Annotated in this window: 16 protein-coding genes and 1 pseudogene; 10 read left to right on the top strand and 7 right to left on the bottom strand. The window is 67.6% G+C overall.

The genetic code is table 11. The annotated features are described in order from the left end of the window. Positions 1–88: 88 nt before the first annotated feature. Entirely contained in the window at positions 89–1,918 is a 1,830-nt protein-coding gene (locus tag GOY17_RS01290) for a monovalent cation:proton antiporter-2 (CPA2) family protein (protein ID WP_157028967.1), read from the bottom strand. 106 nt (positions 1,919–2,024) lie between these two features. On the opposite strand from GOY17_RS01290, the gene GOY17_RS01295 reads away from it, so the two are divergent. Next, complete coding sequence (locus GOY17_RS01295; protein ID WP_157028968.1) at positions 2,025–2,900, top strand: energy transducer TonB; 876 nt, start codon at positions 2,025–2,027, stop codon at positions 2,898–2,900. A 542-nt stretch (positions 2,901–3,442) separates the two neighbouring features. Beyond that, positions 3,443–5,371 (top strand): type I restriction-modification system subunit M, encoded by a 1,929-nt coding sequence (locus GOY17_RS01300; RefSeq protein WP_198173765.1) that lies wholly within the window; start codon positions 3,443–3,445, stop codon positions 5,369–5,371. 185 nt (positions 5,372–5,556) lie between these two features. Here the strand turns inward: GOY17_RS01300 and GOY17_RS19110 are convergent. The 3 genes and pseudogenes from GOY17_RS19110 to trxA form a co-directional block, all read right to left on the bottom strand. Next, positions 5,557–6,615 (bottom strand): annotated as a pseudogene (locus GOY17_RS19110) (DUF6538 domain-containing protein); the annotation flags it as partial. A gap of 136 nt (positions 6,616–6,751) precedes the next feature. Continuing rightward, the gene (rho, locus tag GOY17_RS01310; RefSeq protein ID WP_115842697.1) at positions 6,752–8,419 is read right to left on the bottom strand and encodes a transcription termination factor Rho; all 1,668 of its coding nucleotides are present in this window, start codon (positions 8,417–8,419) and stop codon (positions 6,752–6,754) included. A 303-nt stretch (positions 8,420–8,722) separates the two neighbouring features. Continuing rightward, positions 8,723–9,049, bottom strand: coding sequence for a thioredoxin TrxA (trxA, locus tag GOY17_RS01315; RefSeq protein WP_115842696.1), 327 nt, complete (start codon positions 9,047–9,049; stop codon positions 8,723–8,725). Between the two features lie 297 nt (positions 9,050–9,346). On the opposite strand from trxA, the gene rhlB reads away from it, so the two are divergent. From rhlB to GOY17_RS01350, 7 genes are all read left to right on the top strand, one after another. Next, positions 9,347–11,077, top strand: coding sequence for an ATP-dependent RNA helicase RhlB (rhlB, locus tag GOY17_RS01320; protein ID WP_157028970.1), 1,731 nt, complete (start codon positions 9,347–9,349; stop codon positions 11,075–11,077). 139 nt (positions 11,078–11,216) lie between these two features. Next, on the top strand, positions 11,217–11,903 hold the full coding sequence (gene ftsE, locus GOY17_RS01325; RefSeq protein WP_115842694.1) for a cell division ATP-binding protein FtsE: 687 nt from the start codon (positions 11,217–11,219) through the stop codon (positions 11,901–11,903). Then, positions 11,900–12,853: a permease-like cell division protein FtsX gene (gene ftsX, locus GOY17_RS01330; RefSeq protein ID WP_232338497.1), complete on the top strand. Its 954-nt coding sequence runs from the start codon at positions 11,900–11,902 to the stop codon at positions 12,851–12,853. Before ftsE ends, ftsX begins: the two co-directional genes overlap by 4 nt. Next, positions 12,850–13,689, top strand: a complete 840-nt coding sequence (locus GOY17_RS01335; RefSeq protein WP_115842693.1) for a response regulator — start codon at positions 12,850–12,852, stop codon at positions 13,687–13,689. The genes ftsX and GOY17_RS01335 overlap by 4 nt, the downstream gene beginning before the upstream one ends. Beyond that, positions 13,686–14,405, top strand: coding sequence for a uracil-DNA glycosylase (gene ung, locus GOY17_RS01340; protein ID WP_157028971.1), 720 nt, complete (start codon positions 13,686–13,688; stop codon positions 14,403–14,405). Before GOY17_RS01335 ends, ung begins: the two co-directional genes overlap by 4 nt. Before the next feature lie 267 nt (positions 14,406–14,672). Beyond that, a complete protein-coding gene (gene rpoH / locus GOY17_RS01345; RefSeq protein WP_115842691.1) occupies positions 14,673–15,548 on the top strand; it encodes an RNA polymerase sigma factor RpoH in 876 nt (291 codons plus the stop codon). A 145-nt stretch (positions 15,549–15,693) separates the two neighbouring features. After that, a complete protein-coding gene (locus GOY17_RS01350; protein WP_157028972.1) occupies positions 15,694–16,158 on the top strand; it encodes a DUF1203 domain-containing protein in 465 nt (154 codons plus the stop codon). On the opposite strand, the gene GOY17_RS01355 is transcribed toward GOY17_RS01350, so the two are convergent. From GOY17_RS01355 to tal, 3 genes are all read right to left on the bottom strand, one after another. Continuing rightward, positions 16,142–17,425: an NAD(P)/FAD-dependent oxidoreductase gene (locus GOY17_RS01355; RefSeq protein ID WP_157028973.1), complete on the bottom strand. Its 1,284-nt coding sequence runs from the start codon at positions 17,423–17,425 to the stop codon at positions 16,142–16,144. The genes GOY17_RS01350 and GOY17_RS01355 overlap by 17 nt on opposite strands. Continuing rightward, positions 17,422–18,747 carry an MFS transporter gene (locus GOY17_RS01360; RefSeq protein WP_198173766.1) on the bottom strand — a complete coding sequence of 442 codons (1,326 nt, stop codon included), beginning with the start codon at positions 18,745–18,747 and terminating at the stop codon, positions 17,422–17,424. Before GOY17_RS01360 ends, GOY17_RS01355 begins: the two co-directional genes overlap by 4 nt. Before the next feature lie 108 nt (positions 18,748–18,855). Beyond that, entirely contained in the window at positions 18,856–19,806 is a 951-nt protein-coding gene (gene tal / locus GOY17_RS01365; RefSeq protein ID WP_115842687.1) for a transaldolase, read from the bottom strand. A 169-nt stretch (positions 19,807–19,975) separates the two neighbouring features. On the opposite strand from tal, the gene GOY17_RS01370 reads away from it, so the two are divergent. Then, positions 19,976–20,743, top strand: a complete 768-nt coding sequence (locus GOY17_RS01370; RefSeq protein WP_157028975.1) for an NYN domain-containing protein — start codon at positions 19,976–19,978, stop codon at positions 20,741–20,743. Positions 20,744–20,766: the final 23 nt, after the last annotated feature.

Below are 20,766 nucleotides of genomic sequence, written 5' to 3' on the forward strand. Positions count from 1 at the left end.
GGCCTGGGTCCCGGCTTTCGCCGGGACGACGGGAGTTCGAGGCGACCGACGATACGGAACGCCGGCGACAAAACGCGCGAGCCCCCCCTCACTCCTCCTCATCCACAGACGCCATGTCCTTGCGCGTGGCGTCGGCGATCTCGTTGAGCACGCCGGTGCCGCTGTCGGCGTTGAACAGCTCTTCCAGCTCGCGGCGCGCATCCTGCGTGGATTGCAGCAGCGCGTCCTCGTCGTCGCGGATCAGCGACTGCGCATGCAGCAAACGCAGGTCGTGGTCGCGGAACTGCTCCGCATGGCTGCGCGCTACGTCCTCGGCGATGCCCAGTTCCACCAGCACCTTCTCGCCCATCTTCAGGCTGCTGTAGAAGGTCTCGCGGATCGCGCGCGCACCCAGGTCCATCAGCTCCCACGCATGGCGACGGTCGCGTGCGCGGGCGAAGATCGTCGCATCGGGATACATCCGTCGCATCGTCTCCACCGTGCGCAGGCTTTCCTCCACGCCGTCGATGGCGACGACGAACACCTTCACCTGGTCGGCTCCGCAGGAGCGCAGAAGCTCGGGCTTCGCCGGATCGCCGTAATACACCGGGTTACCGAAGCGGCGCACGAAATCGACCTGGTCGGCGCTGTGCTCGATCGCGATGAAGCGCGTGTGCTGCGCCAGCAGCAGTCGCGCGACGATCTGGCCGAAGCGGCCGAAGCCGGCGATCAGCACTTCCGGCTGGTCGTTGGGAATTGTGTCGAACGCGCGTTCCTGTTTCCGCGGCGTCGCCGACAGCAGGCGAGCGATGGCGATCACCAGCAGCGGCGTGAGCGCCATCGAGATGCCGACCGCGGCGACGAGCCGGTCGCGCGTGGGATCGTCGATCAGGCCGGATTTCACCGCTTCGTTGAAGATCACGAACGCGAACTCGCCGCCGAGCGCGAGCACCGCGCCCAGCCGCAGCGACTCGCGCGTGTCCAGCCCGCCGGGAATGCGGCCGACGAAGTACAGGATCGAGAACTTCACCATCAGCAGCGCGATGGCGAGCCCGGTGATGAGCACCGGTTCGGACAGCACGCGGTCCAGGTCGATGCTCATGCCCACGGCCATGAAGAACAGGCCGAGCAGCAGTCCCTTGAACGGATCGATCTGCGCTTCGAGTTCGTGGCGGAATTCCGAATCGGCCAGCAGCACGCCCGCGAGGAACGCGCCCAGGCCCGCCGACAGCCCTGCGCCCTGCATGATCCACGCGGTGCCGAGCACCACCAGCAGCGCCGCGCCGGTGAAGACTTCCGGCATCTGCACGCGCGCGATGATGCGGAACACCTGACGCAGCGCGAAGCGGCCGCCGATCACCACCACGGCGATCGCGCCGAGCGCCTTGGCGACCTCGTCCCAGCCCAGGTTGTCCGCGGCGCCGGCGCGGCCGAGCAGCGGAATCGCCGCCAGCAGCGGGATCGCCGCGAGATCCTGGAACAGCAGGATCGCGAAGCCGAGGCGACCGTGGTCGGTCGTCATCGCCTTGCGTTCGGACAGCAGCTGCAGGCCGATGGCCGTGGACGAGAACGCCAGGCCCATGCCGATCACCAGCGCCGCCTGCCACGACGCGCCGGCGATCATCGCCGCGGCGCCGATGGCGAGCGCGCTCAACGCGACCTGCGCGCCGCCCGCGCCGAAGATCGGCTTGCGCATGACGCGCAGGCGCGCCGGCGACAGTTCCAGCCCGATCACGAACAGCAGCATCACCACGCCGATTTCCGCCGCGGTCAGCACCGGCTCGGCATTGGCGACGAAACGAAGGCCGTACGGCCCGAGCGTCACGCCCGCCGCGAGATAGCCCAGCACGGCGCCCAGGCCGAAACGACGGAACACCGGCACCGCGATCACCGCGGCCAGCAGGAAGACCAGTGCGAGTTCGAGACCGCCGCCGTGCATGAAACGCCTCCGTTTCCCGGATTATGCCCACCGATACGTGGCTGCGGCGTTTCCTTGCGGACAACAGTGAAACGCGATTTGATGGCGTCCACTAGGGAGGGGTGCCATGGGGAAATTGGAACGGATGTACAGGGCGGCCGGACTGGCCTTCGTATTGGTGGCTTGCGTGCTGCACGGCAGTGCGGTCGCCGGCGGGCGCGACGAGATCCGCAAGCAGGCCGAAATGAGCATGCTGCTCGCCGGAAGCATCGAGATTGACCGCGATGGCAGCGTCGCGAAATACGAGCTCGATAATGCAGGCGACCTGCCACCGGTCGCGGCACGGATCATGGACCGGGCGAGCGCGACGTGGCGCTTCGATCCCGTGATCATCGACGGCAAGCCGGTTCGCGCACGTACCGCGATGAGCGTTCGCCTGGCGGCCAAGCCGCGCGAGAACTCCGAAGGCTTCGACGTACGCATCTCGGCCGCTAACTTCGGCGAGCCGGGCGAAGGCGAATGGGTGACTAGCAAGGGCCGGCTCCTGCGGCCGAAGTATCCGCCGCAGGCGGCTGCTGGCGGCGTGCGCGGCACGGTCTACGTCGTGGTACGCATCGGACGCGATGGAAAGGTGGAGGACGCGATGGCCGAGCAGGTCAACCTGGGCGCCGTCGACCGTACCGAAGCCGCGATGCAGCGCTGGCGGGACACGCTGGCCGATGCATCCCTGCAGGCGGCACGCCGCTGGACGTTCGTGCCGCCGACGCGAGGCGAAGAAGCCGATGCGCCGTTCTGGCTGGCGCGCGTTCCCGTCTCGTACCTGCTCCCGGGCGACAAGGTGCCGGTCCCAGGCAAATGGGAAACCTACATCCCCGGTCCGCGCCAGAGCGCGCCCTGGCTCGGCGGCATTGACACCTCCCTCGGCGCCGACGCGGTGGCTGGCGACGGCATCTTTCCGCTCAAGGGCGGCCCGCGTTTGCTGACGCCGCTCAACGGAAGCTGAGGCACGCGCCGCGTTGCGAGTCCGGTGTGACAAACAAAACGCCCCGCAATGCGGGGCGTTTCGTTGATGCGACCTGCGAGTGCGATCAGCGCTTCATCGAGCTGAAGAACTCGTCGTTCGACTTGGTCGTCTTCATCTTGTCCAGCAGGAACTCCATCGCACCGATCTCGTCCATGCCGTGCAGCAAAAAGCCCTTGTTTCAAAGGGTTTCCACAATTCCTCGGCCCGGGTGGGGGTCAAGGTTGGGGGTCAAGAATCTGCTCTCGCTCCCCTCCGGTCAACCCTTGCTTCCGTGACTCCGGGGCGGGGATAGTTCCGCTGGCTCCCGCCAGCCTGTGTCGGGTTTCGTCGGGATCTGTCGGGTTTGCAATCAATTGCACGCGCATCCCAGCCGCCCCGCGAGCCCAGGATGCCGCCGCGCCCGGTCATTCGCCCCCCCGGGGGCCCCAGAGCGAATCTGCCTGGGGTAACGGATCACCCGCCGGTATCATCCAAGGTCGCCCCGAGAACGGCCCCGCAGTTGGTCTAGGACCCCAGAATCGATGCCCCTGACGCTTCCCCAGCTCGAACGCCACCTCTTTACGGCCGCCGACATCCTGCGCGGCAAGATGGACGCCTCCGAATTCAAGGAATACATCTTCGGCATGCTGTTCCTGAAACGCTGCTCCGACGTGTTCGAGCAGCGCCGCGAGGAGGTCATCAAGTCGGAGAAAGAGGCGGGCAAGAGCCAGACCGAAGCCGAGAAGTCCGCCGAAAACCCCCGCTGGTACAAGGTAGATGGCTCCTTCTGGGTGCCGCCGCAATCCCGCTACGCGACGCTGGTCAACGATGCCCACCATAACGTTGGCGACTACCTCAACAAGGCCCTGACTGGCATCGAGGCGGGCAACACCAACCTCCACGATGTGCTGGAGCACATCGACTTCACCCGCAAGGTTGGCCAGAGCAAGATCCCGGACATCAAGCTGCGCCAGCTGATCACCCACTTCGGCCTCCACCGCCTGCGCAACGAGGACTTCGAGTTCCCTGACCTGCTCGGAGCCGCCTACGAGTACCTGATTGGTAACTTCGCCGACTCCGCCGGCAAGAAGGGTGGCGAGTTCTACACCCCGCGCTCGGTGGTGCGCATGATGGTGCGGCTGCTCAAGCCAGAGTTGCAGCACGACGTCTACGACCCCTGCTGTGGCTCTGGCGGCATGCTGATCGCCGCCAAGGAGTACATCGACGAGCACGGCGCCGACGGCCGCAAGGCCAATCTGTTCGGCCAGGAGTTCAACGGCACGGTCTGGTCCATCGCCAAGATGAACATGCTGCTGCATGGCATCAGCGCCGCCGATCTGCAGAACGAGGACACCCTGGCCGACCCACAGCACGTGGAAGGCGGTGAGCTGCGCCGCTTCGACCGCGTGCTCACCAACCCTCCGTTCTCGATCAACTGGGGCAACACTGAGAAGAACGCCGACGGCACGCCCGCCTGGGTGCCCAAGTTCTCCGAGCGCTTCAAGTACGGCCAGGTCCCGCTGGGCGCCAAGAAGGCCGACCTGATGTTCCTGCAGCACATGGTGGCCGTCACCCGCGACGGCGGTCGGATCGCGACCGTCATGCCGCACGGCGTGCTGTTCCGCGGCGGCGACGAGGCCCGCATCCGCGCCGGCCTGATCGAGGAAGACCTGCTCGAAGCCGTGATCGGCGTGGCCCCCAACTTGTTCTACGGTACCGGCATCCCTGCCTGCATCCTGGTGTTGCGCCAGCGCGTGCAGCAGGGCGCCAACCGCGTAAGCGGCAAGCCCGCCGAGCGTCAGGGCAAGGTGCTCTTCATCAACGCCGACCGCGAGTACTTCGAGGGCCGCGCCCAGAACTACCTGCTGCCCGAGCACATCGAGAAGATCGTCAGCACCTTCGACGCCTTCCAGCCGGTCGATGCCTTCTCGGTCATCGTCGACAACGCCACCCTCAAGGCCAACAACTACAACCTCAACATCCGTCGTTACGCCGACAACGCCCCCGCACCCGAGCCACACGACGTGCGCGCCCACCTAGTCGGTGGTGTGCCCAAGGCCGAAGTGGCGGACCAGGTCGCACTGTTCGCCGCCCACGGCCTCAACCCGCTGGACCTGTTGGTCGAACGCGACGCCAAGTACTACGACTTCGCGCCAATGCTGACCGGGCGCCAGGACATCAAGCCTGCAATCGAAGCCAACGCCGGCATCACCACGCGCGAGGCCGCGCTGCGCGATGCTTTCGAGCACTGGTGGAGTGCGCACGGCCCGCGCATCGTGCAGTTGCACGGCGCCGCCAACGTTGTGGCCACGCGCGAGGACCTGCTCACCAGCTTCGCCGCCGCACTGGCGCCGATCGGCCTGCTCGACGTGTTCCAGGTGCAGGGCATCAGTGCCGGTTTTTGGTACGACAACATCAACGACTTCAAGGCGGTGATGGCACGCGGCGGCGCGGCAAGTCTGGTCGCTTGATCGATCACGCCGTGGAGGAAGCGGCGTACCGCGGCCTCTACATCGCGGGGATAGGAAATCGCTCGCCCGGTCGCTTTTTGCGTGAGCTCCGTGCTGCCGCCTGAGTAAACCTTGAAAGCCAGGGTAGGTAGAGCATGGCCGACGTAGCGGGCGATATGGACCTGGTCCACACCCAGGTTCTCCAGTCGGGTGATGAAGCTACGGCGCAGTGAATGAAAGTCGGTCTCGCCCCCAAGCGCTTGCTTGTCGCGGTAGTAGCGGAACGCCTGCCCCACGTGCCACGACAGCTTCTTGTCATAGCCACCACCCTTGAGTTCGGGAAAGAGTAGGGAGGTCGCTGCGTTGCTCTTGCACCACCGCGCACGCAAGACTGCGACGGGTATAGGGTGAAGGACGGCCAGGGTGCGCGCACCTGCATGCGTCTTGCTCTTCGAGATGCGCACGAAGGCGGCGTTCCGGTCCCAGCGGATGTCACCTTGGGTTAGGGAGCACAGCTCATCAATCCGGGCTCCGGTGTACAGGCCAAGCGCCATGACCTCCCGCAGAGCGGGATAGGTCGGGGCACCAGAGAACAGGCGGACCAACTCCGCAATTGTGTAGGGGCGTTTCTTCGCCCGCATGCCCTCGTCCCTGCTAGCGAGTCGGAATCCCTTCCAAGGATTCACCCCTTTGGCAACGAAGCGCCTCGAAGCCATCCACTCCCAGAACGCGCCGAGCGCGCTCAACTTGCGCCGTCGCGTGCTCGGGCTATCGGGGGACTTCTTCAGCCGCTCGTCCACGTACTCGGCTGCCAAGGCCTCGGTGACGAATTGAGGTGAGCAGTCACCATCCAAGAACGCACGCAGCTCCCGATACGCTTGCTGCCGTTGGAAGCGGGTCGTTTTCAGGCAGCCGGAGCTATCCAGCCACCGCTCCAGAAGGGAGTCCAGGCTGGCGGCCGGTCGAGCGTCTGCATTTGCAATTAATTGCAGATCGAACGGGGGGGCTGGATTGCAATTAATTGCAATCGCGTTGAGCGGGCGTGGTGCAGCCGGTCGGGAGGAGGAAACCGCCGATAGCTCTTCTAGATACGCGCGGACCTGTGCCAGCGCGCTCCACTTCCGGCGCACGGCCTCATCGAGGTCTCGGGTGCCCAGCGCGCGTCGTATATGGGTGTTCCCAACGCGCCCTTGCAGCGCTCGGGGGACCTTCACCCGCAGATACCAAGACTGCCCCAGGCGCTGGAGGTACTGGGTCTTGCTCATTTGCCCCTACCGTCATGGTTAGAGGGCTTTTGGCTGCTTGGTGGTCAAACCTGGGGGTCAAACTCCGGTCTGACCCCTTCGAAGGTCCGGGCCCTCGCGATGCGGCGGAGGGCCCGAAAGCCTTGGCCCGTAGGCCTCAGCGCTTCATCGAGCTGAAGAACTCGTCGTTCGACTTGGTCGTCTTCATCTTGTCCAGCAGGAACTCCATCGCACCGATCTCGTCCATGCCGTGCAGCAGCTTGCGCAGGATCCAGATCTTCTGCAGCAGTTCCGGCTCGATCAGCAGGTCTTCGCGACGCGTGCCGGAGCGGTTGATGTTGATGGCCGGATAGACGCGCTTCTCGGCGATGCGGCGGTCCAGGTGCACTTCGGAGTTGCCGGTGCCCTTGAATTCCTCGTAGATCACCTCGTCCATCTTGCTGCCGGTGTCGATCAGCGCGGTGGCGATGATGGTCAGCGAGCCGCCTTCCTCGACGTTGCGCGCGGCGCCGAAGAAACGCTTCGGGCGATGCAGCGCGTTCGCGTCGACACCGCCGGTGAGCACCTTGCCCGAGGACGGCACGACGTTGTTGTACGCGCGCGCCAGTCGGGTGATGGAGTCGAGCAGGATCACGACGTCCTTCTTGTGCTCGACCAGGCGCTTGGCGCGCTCGATCACCATTTCGGCGACCTGCACGTGACGGCCGGCGGGTTCGTCGAAGGTCGAGGAGACCACTTCGCCGCGCACGGTGCGCTGCATTTCGGTCACTTCTTCCGGGCGCTCGTCGACGAGCAGCACGATCAGGTGCACGTCCGGATGATTGCTGGTGATGGCGGTGGCCACCTGCTGCATCATCATCGTCTTGCCCGCCTTGGGCGGCGAGACGATCAGCGCGCGCTGGCCTTTGCCCTGCGGCGCCATCAGGTCGAGGATGCGGCCGGTGATGTCCTCGGTGGAACCGTCGCCGCGTTCCAGGCGGAAGCGCTTGCGCGGGAACAGAGGGGTCAGGTTCTCGAACAGGACCTTGTTCTTCGACGCTTCCAGCGGCTCGCCGTTGATCGTGTCGACTACGGCCAGCGCGAAGTAGCGTTCGCCATCCTTCGGCCAGCGGATGCGGCCGGACAGGTGGTCGCCGGTGCGCAGGTTGAAGCGGCGGATCTGGCTCGGCGAGATGTACACGTCGTCCGGGCCAGCCAGGTAGCTGGCCTCGGCGGCGCGCAGGAAGCCGAAGCCGTCGGGGAGGATTTCCAGCACGCCGTCGGCAGCGACGCCTTCGCCATGGCGGGTCAGCACCTTCAGGACGGCGAAGATGACGTCCTGCTTGCGGGCGCGGGCGACGCCTTCCTGGATCTGCAGCTGGTCGGCCACGTCCAGCAGCTTCGGCGTGGGCATGCGCTTGAGGTCGCCCAGCGAGTACTGCGGGAAGCCTTCCGGGACCTGCGGGTGCGGGCGGGGAACGAAGTTCTCGCCATTGCCGCCGTCGTCCTGCATGCCGCCGTTCTGGTCGCGGTAGCGCTCGCGCTGGCGTTCGCGGCGGTTGCGGAAACGATCGCGACGGTTGTTGCCGCCACGGTTGTCGTCGCGGCCCTCGCGGTGCTGGCCGCCTTCGCCGCCCTGGGCGGCGGCGCCTTCGGCGCGCGGTTCGGAAGAGGAGGAGGCAGGCGCTTCGGCGGCCGGGGCCGGCGCTTCGGCGCGCGGCGCGGGTGCCTGGGTGGGAGCCGGTGCGGAGTCGGCGGCCGGCGCGTTGTCGGCGGCCTTGCTCACGCGTGCCTTGCGCACGCGCTTCTCGGCGACTTCGCCGGCGTCAGGGGTGTTATCGGACAAGCAGGGAATCCTCGCTAAGCGGCGAGCGCTCGCAGAGGGCGAGCGGAACGTCAGGGACGATGGTTTCGAAAGTGGGGTGCGGCGGCAGACGGGTCCGGATGGTGAGGTCGCGGAAGGTCAGCAACGCCGGGTGGAATGAAACTAGCACTGCCATCGCGCGGCGGCAAGCGCCGGGACAGGGCTGGTTCAGATGGCCGGGGCCGGCGGGAAACCGTGCGGCGACGGGCCTTTGGGGCAGGGCGGGCGGGAATGGAGGCGTCCCGCAAACCCTCTCCCGGGCGGGAGAGGGCGGTGCGACAGGCGTCAGATCGCCTTGTCGATCATCTGGCTCAGCTGGGCCTTGCCGACGGCGCCGATCTGGGTCGCCTGGACCTGGCCGTTCTTGAACAGCAGCAGCATCGGGATCGAGCGCACGTGGTACTTCATCGCCGTGGCGCGGTTGTGGTCCACGTTGACCTTGGCGATCTTGACCTTGCCGTCGTACGCGGCGGCCAGTTCGTCCAGCGCGGGGGCGATCATCTTGCAGGGACCGCACCATTCGGCCCAGAAATCGACCAGCACCGGTTCGGACGACTGCAGCACGGCGGCGTCGAAGTCGGCATCGCCAACGTGCAAAATTTTCTCGCTCACGGGACTCTCCTGCGGATGGGGCATGGCGGACGACCCCCGGAGGGCCGTCCCACGGACGGGTGAACGACCCGGCGGCGCCCACGGGCGTGCCGGATCGGTCGTTACGGTAAACTGGGGCGTTTCGCGGGGACTTCAAGCCCGGACCAGCGGTCCGATCGGCCGGTTCCCGACCCCTTTCCGAGCCGGCGCCCGAGCGGGCCCGGCCCCGGCAGTCTGCGATGCGGACGCCACCCACGCAAGCGCGCCAACGCAACATTGCATGCTGCAACTGCACGGCGCGCGCGGACTTCGAATCTGATGAGCGACAAGCCTCTAACCGACGTTTCCTTTTCTTCTTTCGACCTGCATCCGAGCCTGCTGGCCGGGCTCGAAGCCGCCGGCTTCACCCGCTGCACGCCGATCCAGGCGCTGACGCTTCCCATCGCGCTGCAGGGCCGCGATGTCGCCGGCCAGGCGCAGACCGGCACGGGCAAGACGCTGGCCTTCCTGGTCGCGGTGATGAACCGCCTGCTGACGCGTCCGGCGCTGGCCGAGCGCAAGCCGGAAGACCCGCGCGCGCTGATCCTGGCGCCGACGCGCGAACTCGCCATCCAGATCCACAAGGACGCGGTGAAGTTCGGTTCCGACCTCGGCCTGAAGTTCGCCCTGGTCTACGGCGGCGTCGACTACGACAAGCAGCGCGAGCTGCTGCAGAAGGGTGCCGACATCATCATCGCCACGCCCGGCCGCCTGATCGACTACGTCAAGCAGCACAAGGTCGTGTCGCTGCACGCCTGCGAGATCTGCGTGCTCGACGAAGCCGACCGCATGTTCGACCTGGGCTTCATCAAGGACATCCGCTTCCTGCTGCGCCGCATGCCGATCCGCACCGAGCGCCAGACGCTGCTGTTCAGCGCGACGCTCAGCCATCGCGTGCTGGAGCTCGCGTACGAGCACATGAACGAGCCGGAGAAGCTCGTCGTCGAGGCCGAGACCGTCACCGCGGCGCGCGTGCGGCAGAAGGTGTTCTTCCCGGCCGACGACGAGAAGATCCCGCTGCTGCTCGGCCTGCTCTCGCGCAGCGAGGGCGCGCGGACGATGGTGTTCGTCAACACCAAGGCGTTCGTCGAACGCGTCGCGCGTGCGCTGGAAAAGGGCGGTTACCGCGTCGGCGTGCTGTCCGGCGACGTGCCGCAGAAGAAGCGCGAGACGCTGCTCAACCGCTTCCAGAAGGGCCAGCTGGAAATCCTCGTCGCCACCGACGTGGCCGCGCGCGGCCTGCACATCGACGGCGTCTCGCACGTCTACAACTACGACCTGCCGTTCGACGCGGAAGACTACGTCCACCGCATCGGCCGCACGGCGCGCCTGGGCGCGGAAGGCGACGCGATCAGCTTCGCCTGCGAGCGCTATGCGATGTCGCTGCCGGACATCGAGGCCTACATCGAGCAGAAGCTGCCGGTGGCGGCGGTCGAGGCCGACCTGCTGGTCGCCATCCCGCGTCCGCCGCGCGAAGTGCCGGAAGGCGCCGAAGGCGAGGGCGAGAACGAAAGCATCGGTTCGATCTTCAAGGAAGCGCGCGAACAGCGTGCGGCCGACGAAGAGCGTCGTGGCGGTGGCCGCAGCCGTGGCGGCAAGCCGGGCGGCGGTCGCAGCGAGGGCCGTCGTGAAGGCGGTCGTCGTGAAGGTGGCCGTGCGGAAAGCCGCGACGGCGCGCCGCGCGGCGAGCGCAAGCCGCGTCCGCAGCCGGTGGTCGATGCCGCCGCGCAGGCGCACCAGGCCGTCGAGGCCGCGACGCCGCCGACCGGCGATGCCGAACGCGCGCCGCGCAAGCGCCGTCGCCGTCGTGGCGGTCGCCGCATCGAGGGTGCCGAAGCCGCCACGCAGGCCGCCGCGCCCGCACCGGCCGCACCGAAGTCGCCGACCCAGGTCCACGCGCAGAAGGCCGCCAAGGCCGCTGCGAAGGACGGCGACAAGCTCGGCCTGCTGCATCGCATCGGCCGCGGCCTGAAGTCGCTGATCTCGCGTTCGCCGCGCAGCCAGCACTGAGTTCCACGCTGGCGCCGCACGCATCCGGCGCCAGCCTCGCGAACCGCGTCGCGGTTTGCGCGCCTGCCGCGGATTTCGCCCTAGCCAGCGCCGCCCGTGCCGCCGATACTGGGCGGCACGAGTGGGAACACGGTGAGCGATGAGCGTCCTGCGCTTCGACAACGTCAGCAAGCGGTACGACGGCGGCCACGACGCGTTGAGCGAAGTGAGCTTCGACGTCGCGCAGGGCGAAATGCTGTTCGTCACCGGCCATTCGGGCGCGGGCAAGAGCACGCTGCTCAAGCTGATCCATCTTTCCGAACGCCCCAGCCGCGGCGCCGTCGTCTTCGGCGACCGCAACCTGTTGAAGGTACGCGGCCGCCGCATCGCGTTGCATCGACGCGAGGTCGGCGTGGTGTTCCAGGACCATCGCCTGCTCGGCGACCGCAGCGTCGCCGATAACGTCGCGTTGCCGCTGATCCTGCGCGGCATGCGTCGCGCCGACATCGGCAAGCGCGTGCGCGCGGTGCTCGACAAGGTCTCCCTCGGCGCCCGCGCCAACGCACTGCCGTCGCAGCTGTCGGCCGGTGAACAGCAGCGCGTCGGCATCGCCCGTGCGATCGTCGGCGAACCGCGCCTGCTGGTTGCCGACGAACCTACCGGCAACCTCGATCCCACGCTGTCGGCCGAGATCATGGCGCTGTTCGAATCGCTGCCGGAGCTCGGCACCAGCGTGCTCGTCGCCAGCCATGACCTCGCGCTGGTCAAGCGCATGAAGAAGCGCGTGCTGGTGCTCAATCAGGGGCGCCTGGTCGACGACATCTCGCCACAGGACCTCGCCCAGTGAGCGCGCCGACCGCCAACGCCTCGACCCGCCCGGCGCGTCCGAATTCGCGTCTTGGCACGTGGTTCGACCATCACGTCTACAGCCTCGTCGCCAGCGTCGGCCGCATGCTTCGCAAGCCGTGGGCGACCGCTCTGACCATCGGCGTGATGGCGGTCGCGATCACGCTGCCGCTCGGGCTGTGGGCCGCGCTCGGCAACGTCGAACGCTTCACCGGAACGGTGGAACAGTCGCGGCAGATCAGCCTGTTTCTGAAGCCGCAGGTGACGGTCGATCGCGCCCGCGCGCTGGCCGAGCAACTCCGCGGTCGCGGCGACATCGCCACGCTCGACCTGCGCACGCCCGAGCAGGGCATGGAAGAACTGCGCCGCAGCAGCGGCCTGGGCGAAGCGATCAGCGCGGTGGACGGCAATCCGCTGCCGAGCGTGCTGGTCGTGACGCCGAAGGGCGACGAGACGACGCTCGCCGAATCGCTGCGCACGTTGCCGGACGTCGATGTCGTGCAGCACGACGCCGCATGGCGTCAGCGCCTGGACCAGTGGTTGCGCTTCGGCGTGCGGCTGGCGTGGGTGCTGGCGGCGCTGCTCGGCGTGGGCGCGCTGCTCGTGGTCGGCAATACCGTCCGGCTCGACATCCAGTCGCGTCGCGATGAAATCGCGGTGCTGCAGCAGCTCGGCGCCACCGACGGCTTCATCCGCCGCCCGTTCCTGTACCTGGGCCTGAGCTACGGACTGGCCGCCGGCCTGATCGCGCTCGGCCTGCTGACCGCCGCCGACCGCGCGCTGCGCGAACCGCTCGCCGCGCTAGCGCAGAGTTACGGAAGCCAGTTCGCGCTGCACGGCTTCGACCTGCTCGACGCCGTCGCCATCGTGATCGGCTCGGGCGTGCTCGGCTGGATCGGCGCCGGCCTCGTCGCCGGCCACTACCTGCGCCAGACGCGCCCGACGACATGAGCCAGGACCTTCGCCATCTCGCCAACGCCGCGCCCCGGATCATGGTGGTCGACGGCTCCAAGCTGGTGCGCAAGCTCATCGGCGACGTGCTGACGCGCGAGCTGAGCGACGCCGTCGTCGTGCCGTGCGCCGGTATCGCTGAAGCGCGTGCCGCACTCGCCAGCGGCGCGGTCGACCTGGTCACCACGTCGCTCGTGCTGCCCGACGGGGACGGCATCGCGCTGGCGCGCGCCGTTCGCGAATCGGCGGGGCAGGCGTACGTGCCGATCATCGTCGTCTCCGGCGACGCGCAGTCGCACCTGGAATCGCGCCGTTTCACCGAAGATGTCACAGACTACTTCGACAAGGCGCTCGGCCACACCGCGCTGGCAGCGTTCATCCGTGGCTACGTGCAGCCGCAGCCGATCCCGGGCGCGCGCGTGCTCTACGTCGAAGACAGCAAGGTCGTTGCGCTGGCGACCAAGCGCATGCTCGAACGCCATGGCCTGACGGTGCTGCACTTCGTCGGCGTGGAAGAGGCGCTGGAATTCCTTGAAGCGCGCCGTGGGCAGGACGACGTTGGCTGCGACCTCGTGCTGACCGACGTCTACCTGAAAGGCGCACTGAGCGGCAACGACCTGCTTGCCAGGCTGCGCGAGGACTTCGGCTACGGCAAGCGCCGCCTGCCCGTGCTCGTGATGACCGGCGACGGCAATGCCGACAACCAGAGCGCGCTGATCCGCGCGGGCGCCAACGACCTGGTGCTCAAGCCGATCGAGGAGCGCCTGCTGGTCACTAAGACGCTGTTCCAGCTGCGGCTGGCGCGGCTGCCCGAGCCGACGACGCTGGACGCATGAACGACGCGGCGGACAGCGGCGATCGCATCCGGCTGGACCCGTCATGGAAGGCGAAAGTCGGCGATTACCTGCAACGTCCGGACATGCAGCAGCTGTCGGGCTTCCTGCGCGACCGCAAGGCCGCCGGCGCGCGGATCTTCCCGCCGGGGCCGAACATCTTCGCCGCCTTCGACGCCACGCCGTTCGACGAGGTGAAGGTGGTGATCCTCGGCCAGGACCCGTACCACGGGGCCGGGCAGGCCCACGGGCTGTGCTTCTCGGTGCAACCGGGCGTGCCCGTGCCGCCGTCGCTGGACAACATCTTCAAGGAAATCGAGCGCGACCTCGGTGTCGCCCGCCCGGACCACGGCTGCCTGTTGCCATGGGCGAGGCAGGGCGTGCTGATGCTCAACGCCGTGCTGACCGTCGAGGAGGGCCGCGCCGGCGCGCATCAAGGCAAGGGCTGGGAAGGCTTTACCGACCACGTCGTCGACGTACTGAATCGCGAGCGCGAGGGCCTGGTCTTCATGCTCTGGGGCAGCTATGCGCAGGCCAAGGGCAAGGTCATCGACCCGCGCCGGCATAGGGTGCTGAAGGCGCCGCACCCCTCGCCCCTGTCGGCCTACCGGGGCTTCATCGGCTCCGGCCACTTCTCGGCCGCCAACGAGTATCTCGCCCGCCACGGCAAGACGCCCATCGACTGGTCCTTGCCCGGGCGCGCTGGCCTGACCCCCTGAACGCCCGCTGGGCGGCCTCATCGGTCTTGCGGAAAACGATTTCGGCCCAATGAACTTCCGAGGCTCGTTCGGGTCTATGAACCGGTGCGCGGGAACGTTCCGGTCATGCAATCCAGACACTCCGCTCACGCACCAAGTGATTGATTTGCAAGCCTTGCATGGCGCGCGCTCGACGATTGAGCCCGTCCGGGGTTTGTCCCACCCATGAAACACTGAGGCCCTTTCGACCTTTAGCAGAGCCCTATTTCGACTGCTAAGATGACCCCCATGACCCAGAACACGCTCACCCTCCCGCTGGTCTCCAACAACCTTCCGGTGCCGAGTGCGCTCGGTTCGCTGGACGCCTACGTCAACGCCGTGCACCGCATCCCGGTGCTCACCGCGGAAGACGAGCAGGCGCTGGCGCGTCGATTCCGCGACGGCGAGGACCTCGATGCTGCCCGCGAGCTGGTGCATTCGCACCTGCGCTTCGTGGTGCACGTCGCGCGTGGCTACAACGGCTACGGCCTGCAGCTGGGCGACCTTATCCAGGAAGGCAACATCGGCCTGATGAAGGCGGTCAAGCGCTTCGACCCCGACCAGGGCGTGCGCCTGGTGTCCTTCGCCGTGCACTGGATCCGTGCCGAGATGCACGAGTTCATCTTGAAGAACTGGCGCATCGTGAAGGTCGCCACGACCAAGGCGCAGCGCAAGCTGTTCTTCAACCTGCGCAAGTCCAAGACCCGCCTGGGCTGGATGAACGCAGAGGAAGTCCGCGCCGTCGCCCAGGACCTCAACGTGTCCGAGCGCGAAGTGCTGGAGATGGAATCGCGCCTGTCGGGCCGCGACATCGGCTTCGATGCGCCGGACGATGACGACGACAACGCTCCGCCGTCACCGGTCGCGTACCTGCGTACCGATGCCGAGGATCCGTCGCAGACCTACGAGCGCGAGGACGAGGAAGACAACCATCTCGCCCTGCTGCGCGAAGGCCTGTCGGGCCTGGACCAGCGTTCGCGCGACATCGTCAAGCGCCGCTGGCTGGATTCGGAAAGCAAGATCACGCTGCAGGAACTGGCCGACGAATACGGCGTCAGCGCCGAGCGCATCCGCCAGATCGAAGCCAACGCGCTGAAGAAGATGCGCGCGCTTTTCGCGGCGTAAGCTTCCAGCGACACGATGCGTCGAAACGGCCCGGGAAACCGGGCCGTTTTCTTTTCCGCGCCGACAAGCGCCGCTCGCCACAAGGATCGGATATCGAGCCGCGCGCGATGCGCCGAACATGGCCGCATCCAACGGGAGCCCTGCCATGTTCCGCATCCACGCGCTGCCAGCCGCGCAGTTCCAGCCCTTGTTCGCGCTGTCTGACGATGCGCTCGCAACGCGCGACATCCGCTCCGGTGTCGCCGACGCAGCGCACTCGTTCCCGTGTCGCGTGAGCCTGCGCGATGCAGAGCCCGGCGAGCGCCTGCTCCTGCTGCCGTACGAACACCACGCGGTGGCGACGCCGTATCGAGCGTCGGGTCCGATCTTCGTTCGCGAAGCCGCCACCGACGCGGTCTTCGACGTCGGCGAAGTGCCGGACCAGCTGCGTCGCCGCCTGCTGTCGGTCCGTGCGTACGGAGACGGCCTGATGCGCATCGCCGACGTGGTCGAAGGCAAGGAGATCGAAACGCTCCTGGCGAAGTTCCTCGCGCGGCCCGACGTCGACACGCTGCACGTGCACTTCGCGCGCTACGGCTGCTACGCGTGCCGTGTCACTCGCGCGGACTGACCGCTCCGCGGGGTGGATCGCGACCCAGGATGATCCGCGCGTGGCGCTGGTAGCTCCAGTACGACCATGCCCAGTTGAGCAGCACGATCAGGCGGTTGCGGAAGCCGATCAGGAAGAACACGTGCGCGGCGAGCCAGAACCACCACGCGAGCAGGCCCGAGATCTTGAAGCCGTGCAGGTCGACGACGGCCGCCATGCGGCCGATCGTCGCGAGGTTGCCGAAGTCGCGATAGCGGAACGCGGGCGTCGGCTTGCCGCCAAGCCGCGCCTTGATCGCCGCCGCCACGTGCGCGCCCATCTGCTTCGCCGCCGGCGCGACGCCGGGCACGGGCTTGCCGTCCTGCTGCACGCTGGCGAGGTCGCCGGCGACGAATATTTCCGGGTGCCCGGGCACGCTCAGGTCGGCTTCCACCGGCACGCGGCCCGCGCGATCGCGCGGCACGCCCAGCAGCGCGCCCAGCGGCGACGCGGCGACGCCCGCCGCCCACAGCACCGTGCGCGATGGCACGAAGGTGTCGCCAAGCGTGTAGCCGTTCGCGTCGATGGCGTTGACCGGCGTGCCGGTGACGACCTCGACGCCGAGCTTCTGCAACTGCCTGCGCGCCTTCTCCGACAGCGATTCGGGGAATGACGCCAGCACGCGCGGCCCGGCCTCGATCAAGCGCACGCGTGCGTGCGACGGATCGATGTTGCGGAATTCGCGCGTGAGCGTGTGGCGCGCGATCTCGGCGAGTGTCCCGGCAAGTTCGACGCCCGTCGGACCGCCGCCGACGACGGCGAAGTTCAGCCATGCATCGCGTTCGGCGGGATCGTCGCAGGCTTCAGCGCGTTCGAACGCGAGCAGCAGGCGGCGACGGATCGCCAGCGCGTCGTCCAGCGTCTTCAGCCCGGGCGCGTCGGCGCTCCATTCGTCGTGGCCGAAGTACGCATGCGTCGCGCCGCTCGCGAGCAGCAGATAGTCGTACGACATCGCGTCGCCATCGGCGAGCGACACCGTGCGCGCCTGCGTGTCGATGCCGACCACTTCGCCCAGCCGCACTTCGACATTGCGCTGGTTGCGCAGGATGTGGCGCAGGGGCGCGGCGATGTCCGGCGACGACAAACCCGCGGTCGCGACCTGGTACAGCAACGGCTGGAAGAGATGATGGTTGCGGCGATCGATCAGCGTGATGCGCACGTTGCTGCCGGCGAGCGCGCGCGTCGCCCACAGGCCGCCAAATCCGCCGCCGACGATGATCACGTGCGGGCGCGGATCGGGCGAGGTCATGCGTGCTCTCCGGCGTCGGGAATGTCGTGGTCGCGGTCGATGCGCGAATGCAGCTTCGTGTCGCGCATCAGCGCATACACGCTCAGCGAGACCGCGACGCACGCGGTCACGTAGACGTAGAACCACGATTCGTGGCCGATCTGCTTGAACCACAGCGCGATGTACTCGGCCGTGCCGCCGAAGACCGACACGGTCAGCGCGTACGGCAGCCCGACACCGAGCGCGCGGATGTGCGCGGGGAAGAGTTCGGCCTTCACCAGCGCATTGATCGAGGTGTAGCCGCTGACAATCAACAGGCCCGACATCACCCAGACGAACGCATCCATCACCGTGCGCGACGCGGCGATGCCGCTGAGGATGGTGTAGGTGAACAGCGTGCCGAGCACGCCGAAGGCGATCAGGATCGGCCGGCGTCCGGTGCGGTCGGACAGCGCGCCCACGATCGGCTGCAGCAGCATGAACACGAACAGCGACACTGCGGAAAGCAGCGTCGCGTCGGCCTTGCTGAAACCGCCGGTGTTCACCAGGAATTTCTGCGGGTACGTCGTGAACGTGTAGAACGACAGCGTGCCGCCCATCGTCAGGCCGATCACCGTGAGCACTTCGCGCGGATGCTGCATCAGCACGCGCAGGCTCCCGCGCTGCTTCGTGTCGCGCGTGCGGGCGACCGCGAAGGATTCGGTTTCCTGCATGCCGCGCCGCAGCCACAGCGCCGTCACCGCGCACAGCGCGCCGACGACGAACGGAATGCGCCAGCCCCAGTCGTGCAGCTGTTCTTCGGTGAGCAACGCGCGCTGCAACAGGACCAGCAGCGCGAGCGCGAGCAGCTGGCCCATCACGAGCGTCACGTACTGGAAGCTCGACCAGAAGCCGCGATGCTTCGATTGCGCCATCTCGCTCAGGTACGTCGCCGACGTTCCGTATTCCCCGCCGACGCTCAGGCCTTGCAGCAATCGCGCGAACACCAGGAGCGCGGGCGCCGCGATGCCGATGCGCTCATAGCCGGGCGCCACCGCGATCAGCAGCGATCCGGCGCACATCAGCAGCACGGACAGCATCAACGCGGCCTTGCGGCCATGGCGATCGGCGTACAGGCCCATGAGCCAGCCGCCGACCGGGCGCATCAGGAAGCCCACCGCGAACACCGCCGCGGTGTCGAGCAGCTGCGCCGTGGTGTCGCCCTTGGGGAAGAAGTGCGGCGCGAAATAGATCGCGAAGGCGGAGTAGGCGTACCAGTCGTACCACTCGACCAGGTTGCCGACCGAACCGCTGAAGATGCTGCGCAGGCGCTGGGTGGGTGTCATCGGGGCGGTGGCATCCATGCGCATAGTCTGCCCGAAGCGGTGGAATCGCGCGTTGACGCGTCCGCAAAAACAAGAAGCCCGGCCAATGCCGGGCTTCGTTGCAACGCAGGCCGCAGGCGGACCTGCTTACCCCAGTCGCGCCGCCAGCATCGCCTCCAGCTTGCGCTGGTCGGCGGCGAACTTGCGGATACCGTCGGCGAGCTTGTCGGTCGCCATCGCGTCCTCGTTGTGCTCCCAGCGGAAGACGGGCTCGTCCATGCGGGCCGGAGCCGGCGCGCGTTCGCCGGTGTCGACCAGCGCACGCGGCACGTCGCCAGTGCCTTCGGCCAGCGCCTGCAGCAGGTCCGGCGAGATCGTCAGGCGATCGCAACCGGCCAGCGCCAGCACCTGCCCGGTGTTGCGGAAGCTCGCGCCCATCACGACGGTATTGAAGCCGTGGCGCTTGTAGTGGTGCCAGATGCGCGTGACCGACTGCACGCCCGGATCGTCCTGCGGCGTCGCCGGCTTCTCGGCGCCGTTAGCCAGGTGCCAGTCCAGGATGCGACCCACGAACGGCGAAATCAGGAACACACCCGCTTCCGCGCACGCCACGGCCTGGGCGAAGGAGAACAGCAGGGTGAGGTTGCAGTTGACGCCTTCGCGCTCGAGCTGCTCGGCGGCGCGGATGCCTTCCCACGTCGAGGCGATCTTGATCAGCAGCCGCTCGCGACCGATGCCGACCTGTTCGTACAGCGCCACGAGCTTGCGCGCCTGCGCGAGCGTGGCCTGCGTGTCGAAGCTGTGGCGCGCGTCCACTTCGGTGGAGACGCGGCCCGGGATGAGCTTGAGGATTTCCACGCCCACCGTGACGGCGAGCAGGTCGGCGGCGTCGGCCACGCGCGCGGTGAGGTCGGTGCCGCGGGCCTGCGAGATCGCCGAATCGATCAGCGGCGCGTAGCGCGGAAGCGAGGCGGCCTTGAGCAGCAGCGACGGATTGGTCGTGGCGTCGAGCGGGTGGAAACGTGCGATGGCGTCGATGTCGCCCGTGTCGGCGACGACCGCCGAATAGGCGCGGAGTTGTTCGAGCTGGCTGGTCATGTGGGGTTCGTCGGTTTCGTCGTGAATGCCGCCCCATTGTGGAGGATCGGGCGTGTACGGGGTAGCGCTAACCGGGCTCGCACGTCGGCGGCCCCAGCGGTCGTCATCCCCGCGCGAGCCGCCTGCGCTAGGCTCGGCGAACCTGCCGAGAGCCGCTTCCGGAGCCGCCATGTCCGAACCCGAGCGCCGCATCGCCCTGCTCATCGACGCCGACAACGCGCCCGCCGCGAAGATCGACGTCATCCTGGCCGAGGTCGCCCGCCACGGCATCGCCAACGTGCGGCGCGCCTACGGGAACTGGAAGAGCCCGCACCTGAAAGGCTGGGAAGCGACGCTGCACGAGTACGCGATCCGGCCCATGCAGCAGTTCGCCTACAGCACCGGCAAGAACGCGTCCGACATGGCGATGGTCATCGACGCGATGGACCTGCTGTATGCGCGCAACCTGGACGGCTTCGCCATCGTGTCCAGCGATGCCGACTTCACGCCGCTGGTGATGCGCCTGCTGACCGACGGCATGAAGGTCTACGGCTTCGGCGAGAAGAAGACGCCCGAGGCCTTCCGCAATGCGTGCTCGAAGTTCACCTACCTGGAAGCGCTCGGCGGCGAGGCGCTGCCCGACAGCGCCGCGGCGACCCGGCCGAAGACCTCGCAGGAGCTCCGCAACGACACACGCCTGCTGCAGATGCTGCGCAGCGCGGTGGAAGCGGCCAGCGACGAGGACGGCTGGGCGCGCCTGAGCACGGTGGGTAGCCAGATTGGCAACCAGGCGTCGTTCGACCCGCGCAACTACGGCTACGGGAAACTCAGCGACCTGGTCGAGGCCATCGGTCTGTTCGAGAGCCGCCGCGAGAACCTGAACATCTGGGTCCGCAACCCGCCCAGGGGCGGTACCAAGAAAGCGGCGAAGAAGGCGGCGAAAAAGGTCGCCGGCTAGCCGTTCCGTTGCCCGCGCCGTAA

This window comes from Lysobacter soli (genome assembly GCF_009755585.1).
GTDB lineage: Bacteria > Pseudomonadota > Gammaproteobacteria > Xanthomonadales > Xanthomonadaceae > Lysobacter_J > Lysobacter_J soli.

What these genes read in the sequence shown, in the direction of transcription:
- GOY17_RS01370 (WP_157028975.1), top strand. Translation starts at nt 19,976, where the DNA reads ATGTCCGAACCCGAGCGCCGCATCGCCCTGCTCATCGACGCCGACAAC.
- ftsE (WP_115842694.1), top strand. Translation starts at nt 11,217, where the DNA reads ATGAGCGTCCTGCGCTTCGACAACGTCAGCAAGCGGTACGACGGCGGC.
- GOY17_RS01300 (WP_198173765.1), top strand. Translation starts at nt 3,443, where the DNA reads ATGCCCCTGACGCTTCCCCAGCTCGAACGCCACCTCTTTACGGCCGCC.
- GOY17_RS01350 (WP_157028972.1), top strand. Translation starts at nt 15,694, where the DNA reads ATGTTCCGCATCCACGCGCTGCCAGCCGCGCAGTTCCAGCCCTTGTTC.
- ung (WP_157028971.1), top strand. Translation starts at nt 13,686, where the DNA reads ATGAACGACGCGGCGGACAGCGGCGATCGCATCCGGCTGGACCCGTCA.
- rpoH (WP_115842691.1), top strand. Translation starts at nt 14,673, where the DNA reads ATGACCCAGAACACGCTCACCCTCCCGCTGGTCTCCAACAACCTTCCG.
- GOY17_RS01360 (WP_198173766.1), bottom strand. Translation starts at nt 18,747, where the DNA reads ATGGATGCCACCGCCCCGATGACACCCACCCAGCGCCTGCGCAGCATC.
- GOY17_RS01335 (WP_115842693.1), top strand. Translation starts at nt 12,850, where the DNA reads ATGAGCCAGGACCTTCGCCATCTCGCCAACGCCGCGCCCCGGATCATG.
- GOY17_RS01295 (WP_157028968.1), top strand. Translation starts at nt 2,025, where the DNA reads ATGGGGAAATTGGAACGGATGTACAGGGCGGCCGGACTGGCCTTCGTA.
- rhlB (WP_157028970.1), top strand. Translation starts at nt 9,347, where the DNA reads ATGAGCGACAAGCCTCTAACCGACGTTTCCTTTTCTTCTTTCGACCTG.
- GOY17_RS01355 (WP_157028973.1), bottom strand. Translation starts at nt 17,425, where the DNA reads ATGACCTCGCCCGATCCGCGCCCGCACGTGATCATCGTCGGCGGCGGA.
- tal (WP_115842687.1), bottom strand. Translation starts at nt 19,806, where the DNA reads ATGACCAGCCAGCTCGAACAACTCCGCGCCTATTCGGCGGTCGTCGCC.
- GOY17_RS01290 (WP_157028967.1), bottom strand. Translation starts at nt 1,918, where the DNA reads ATGCACGGCGGCGGTCTCGAACTCGCACTGGTCTTCCTGCTGGCCGCG.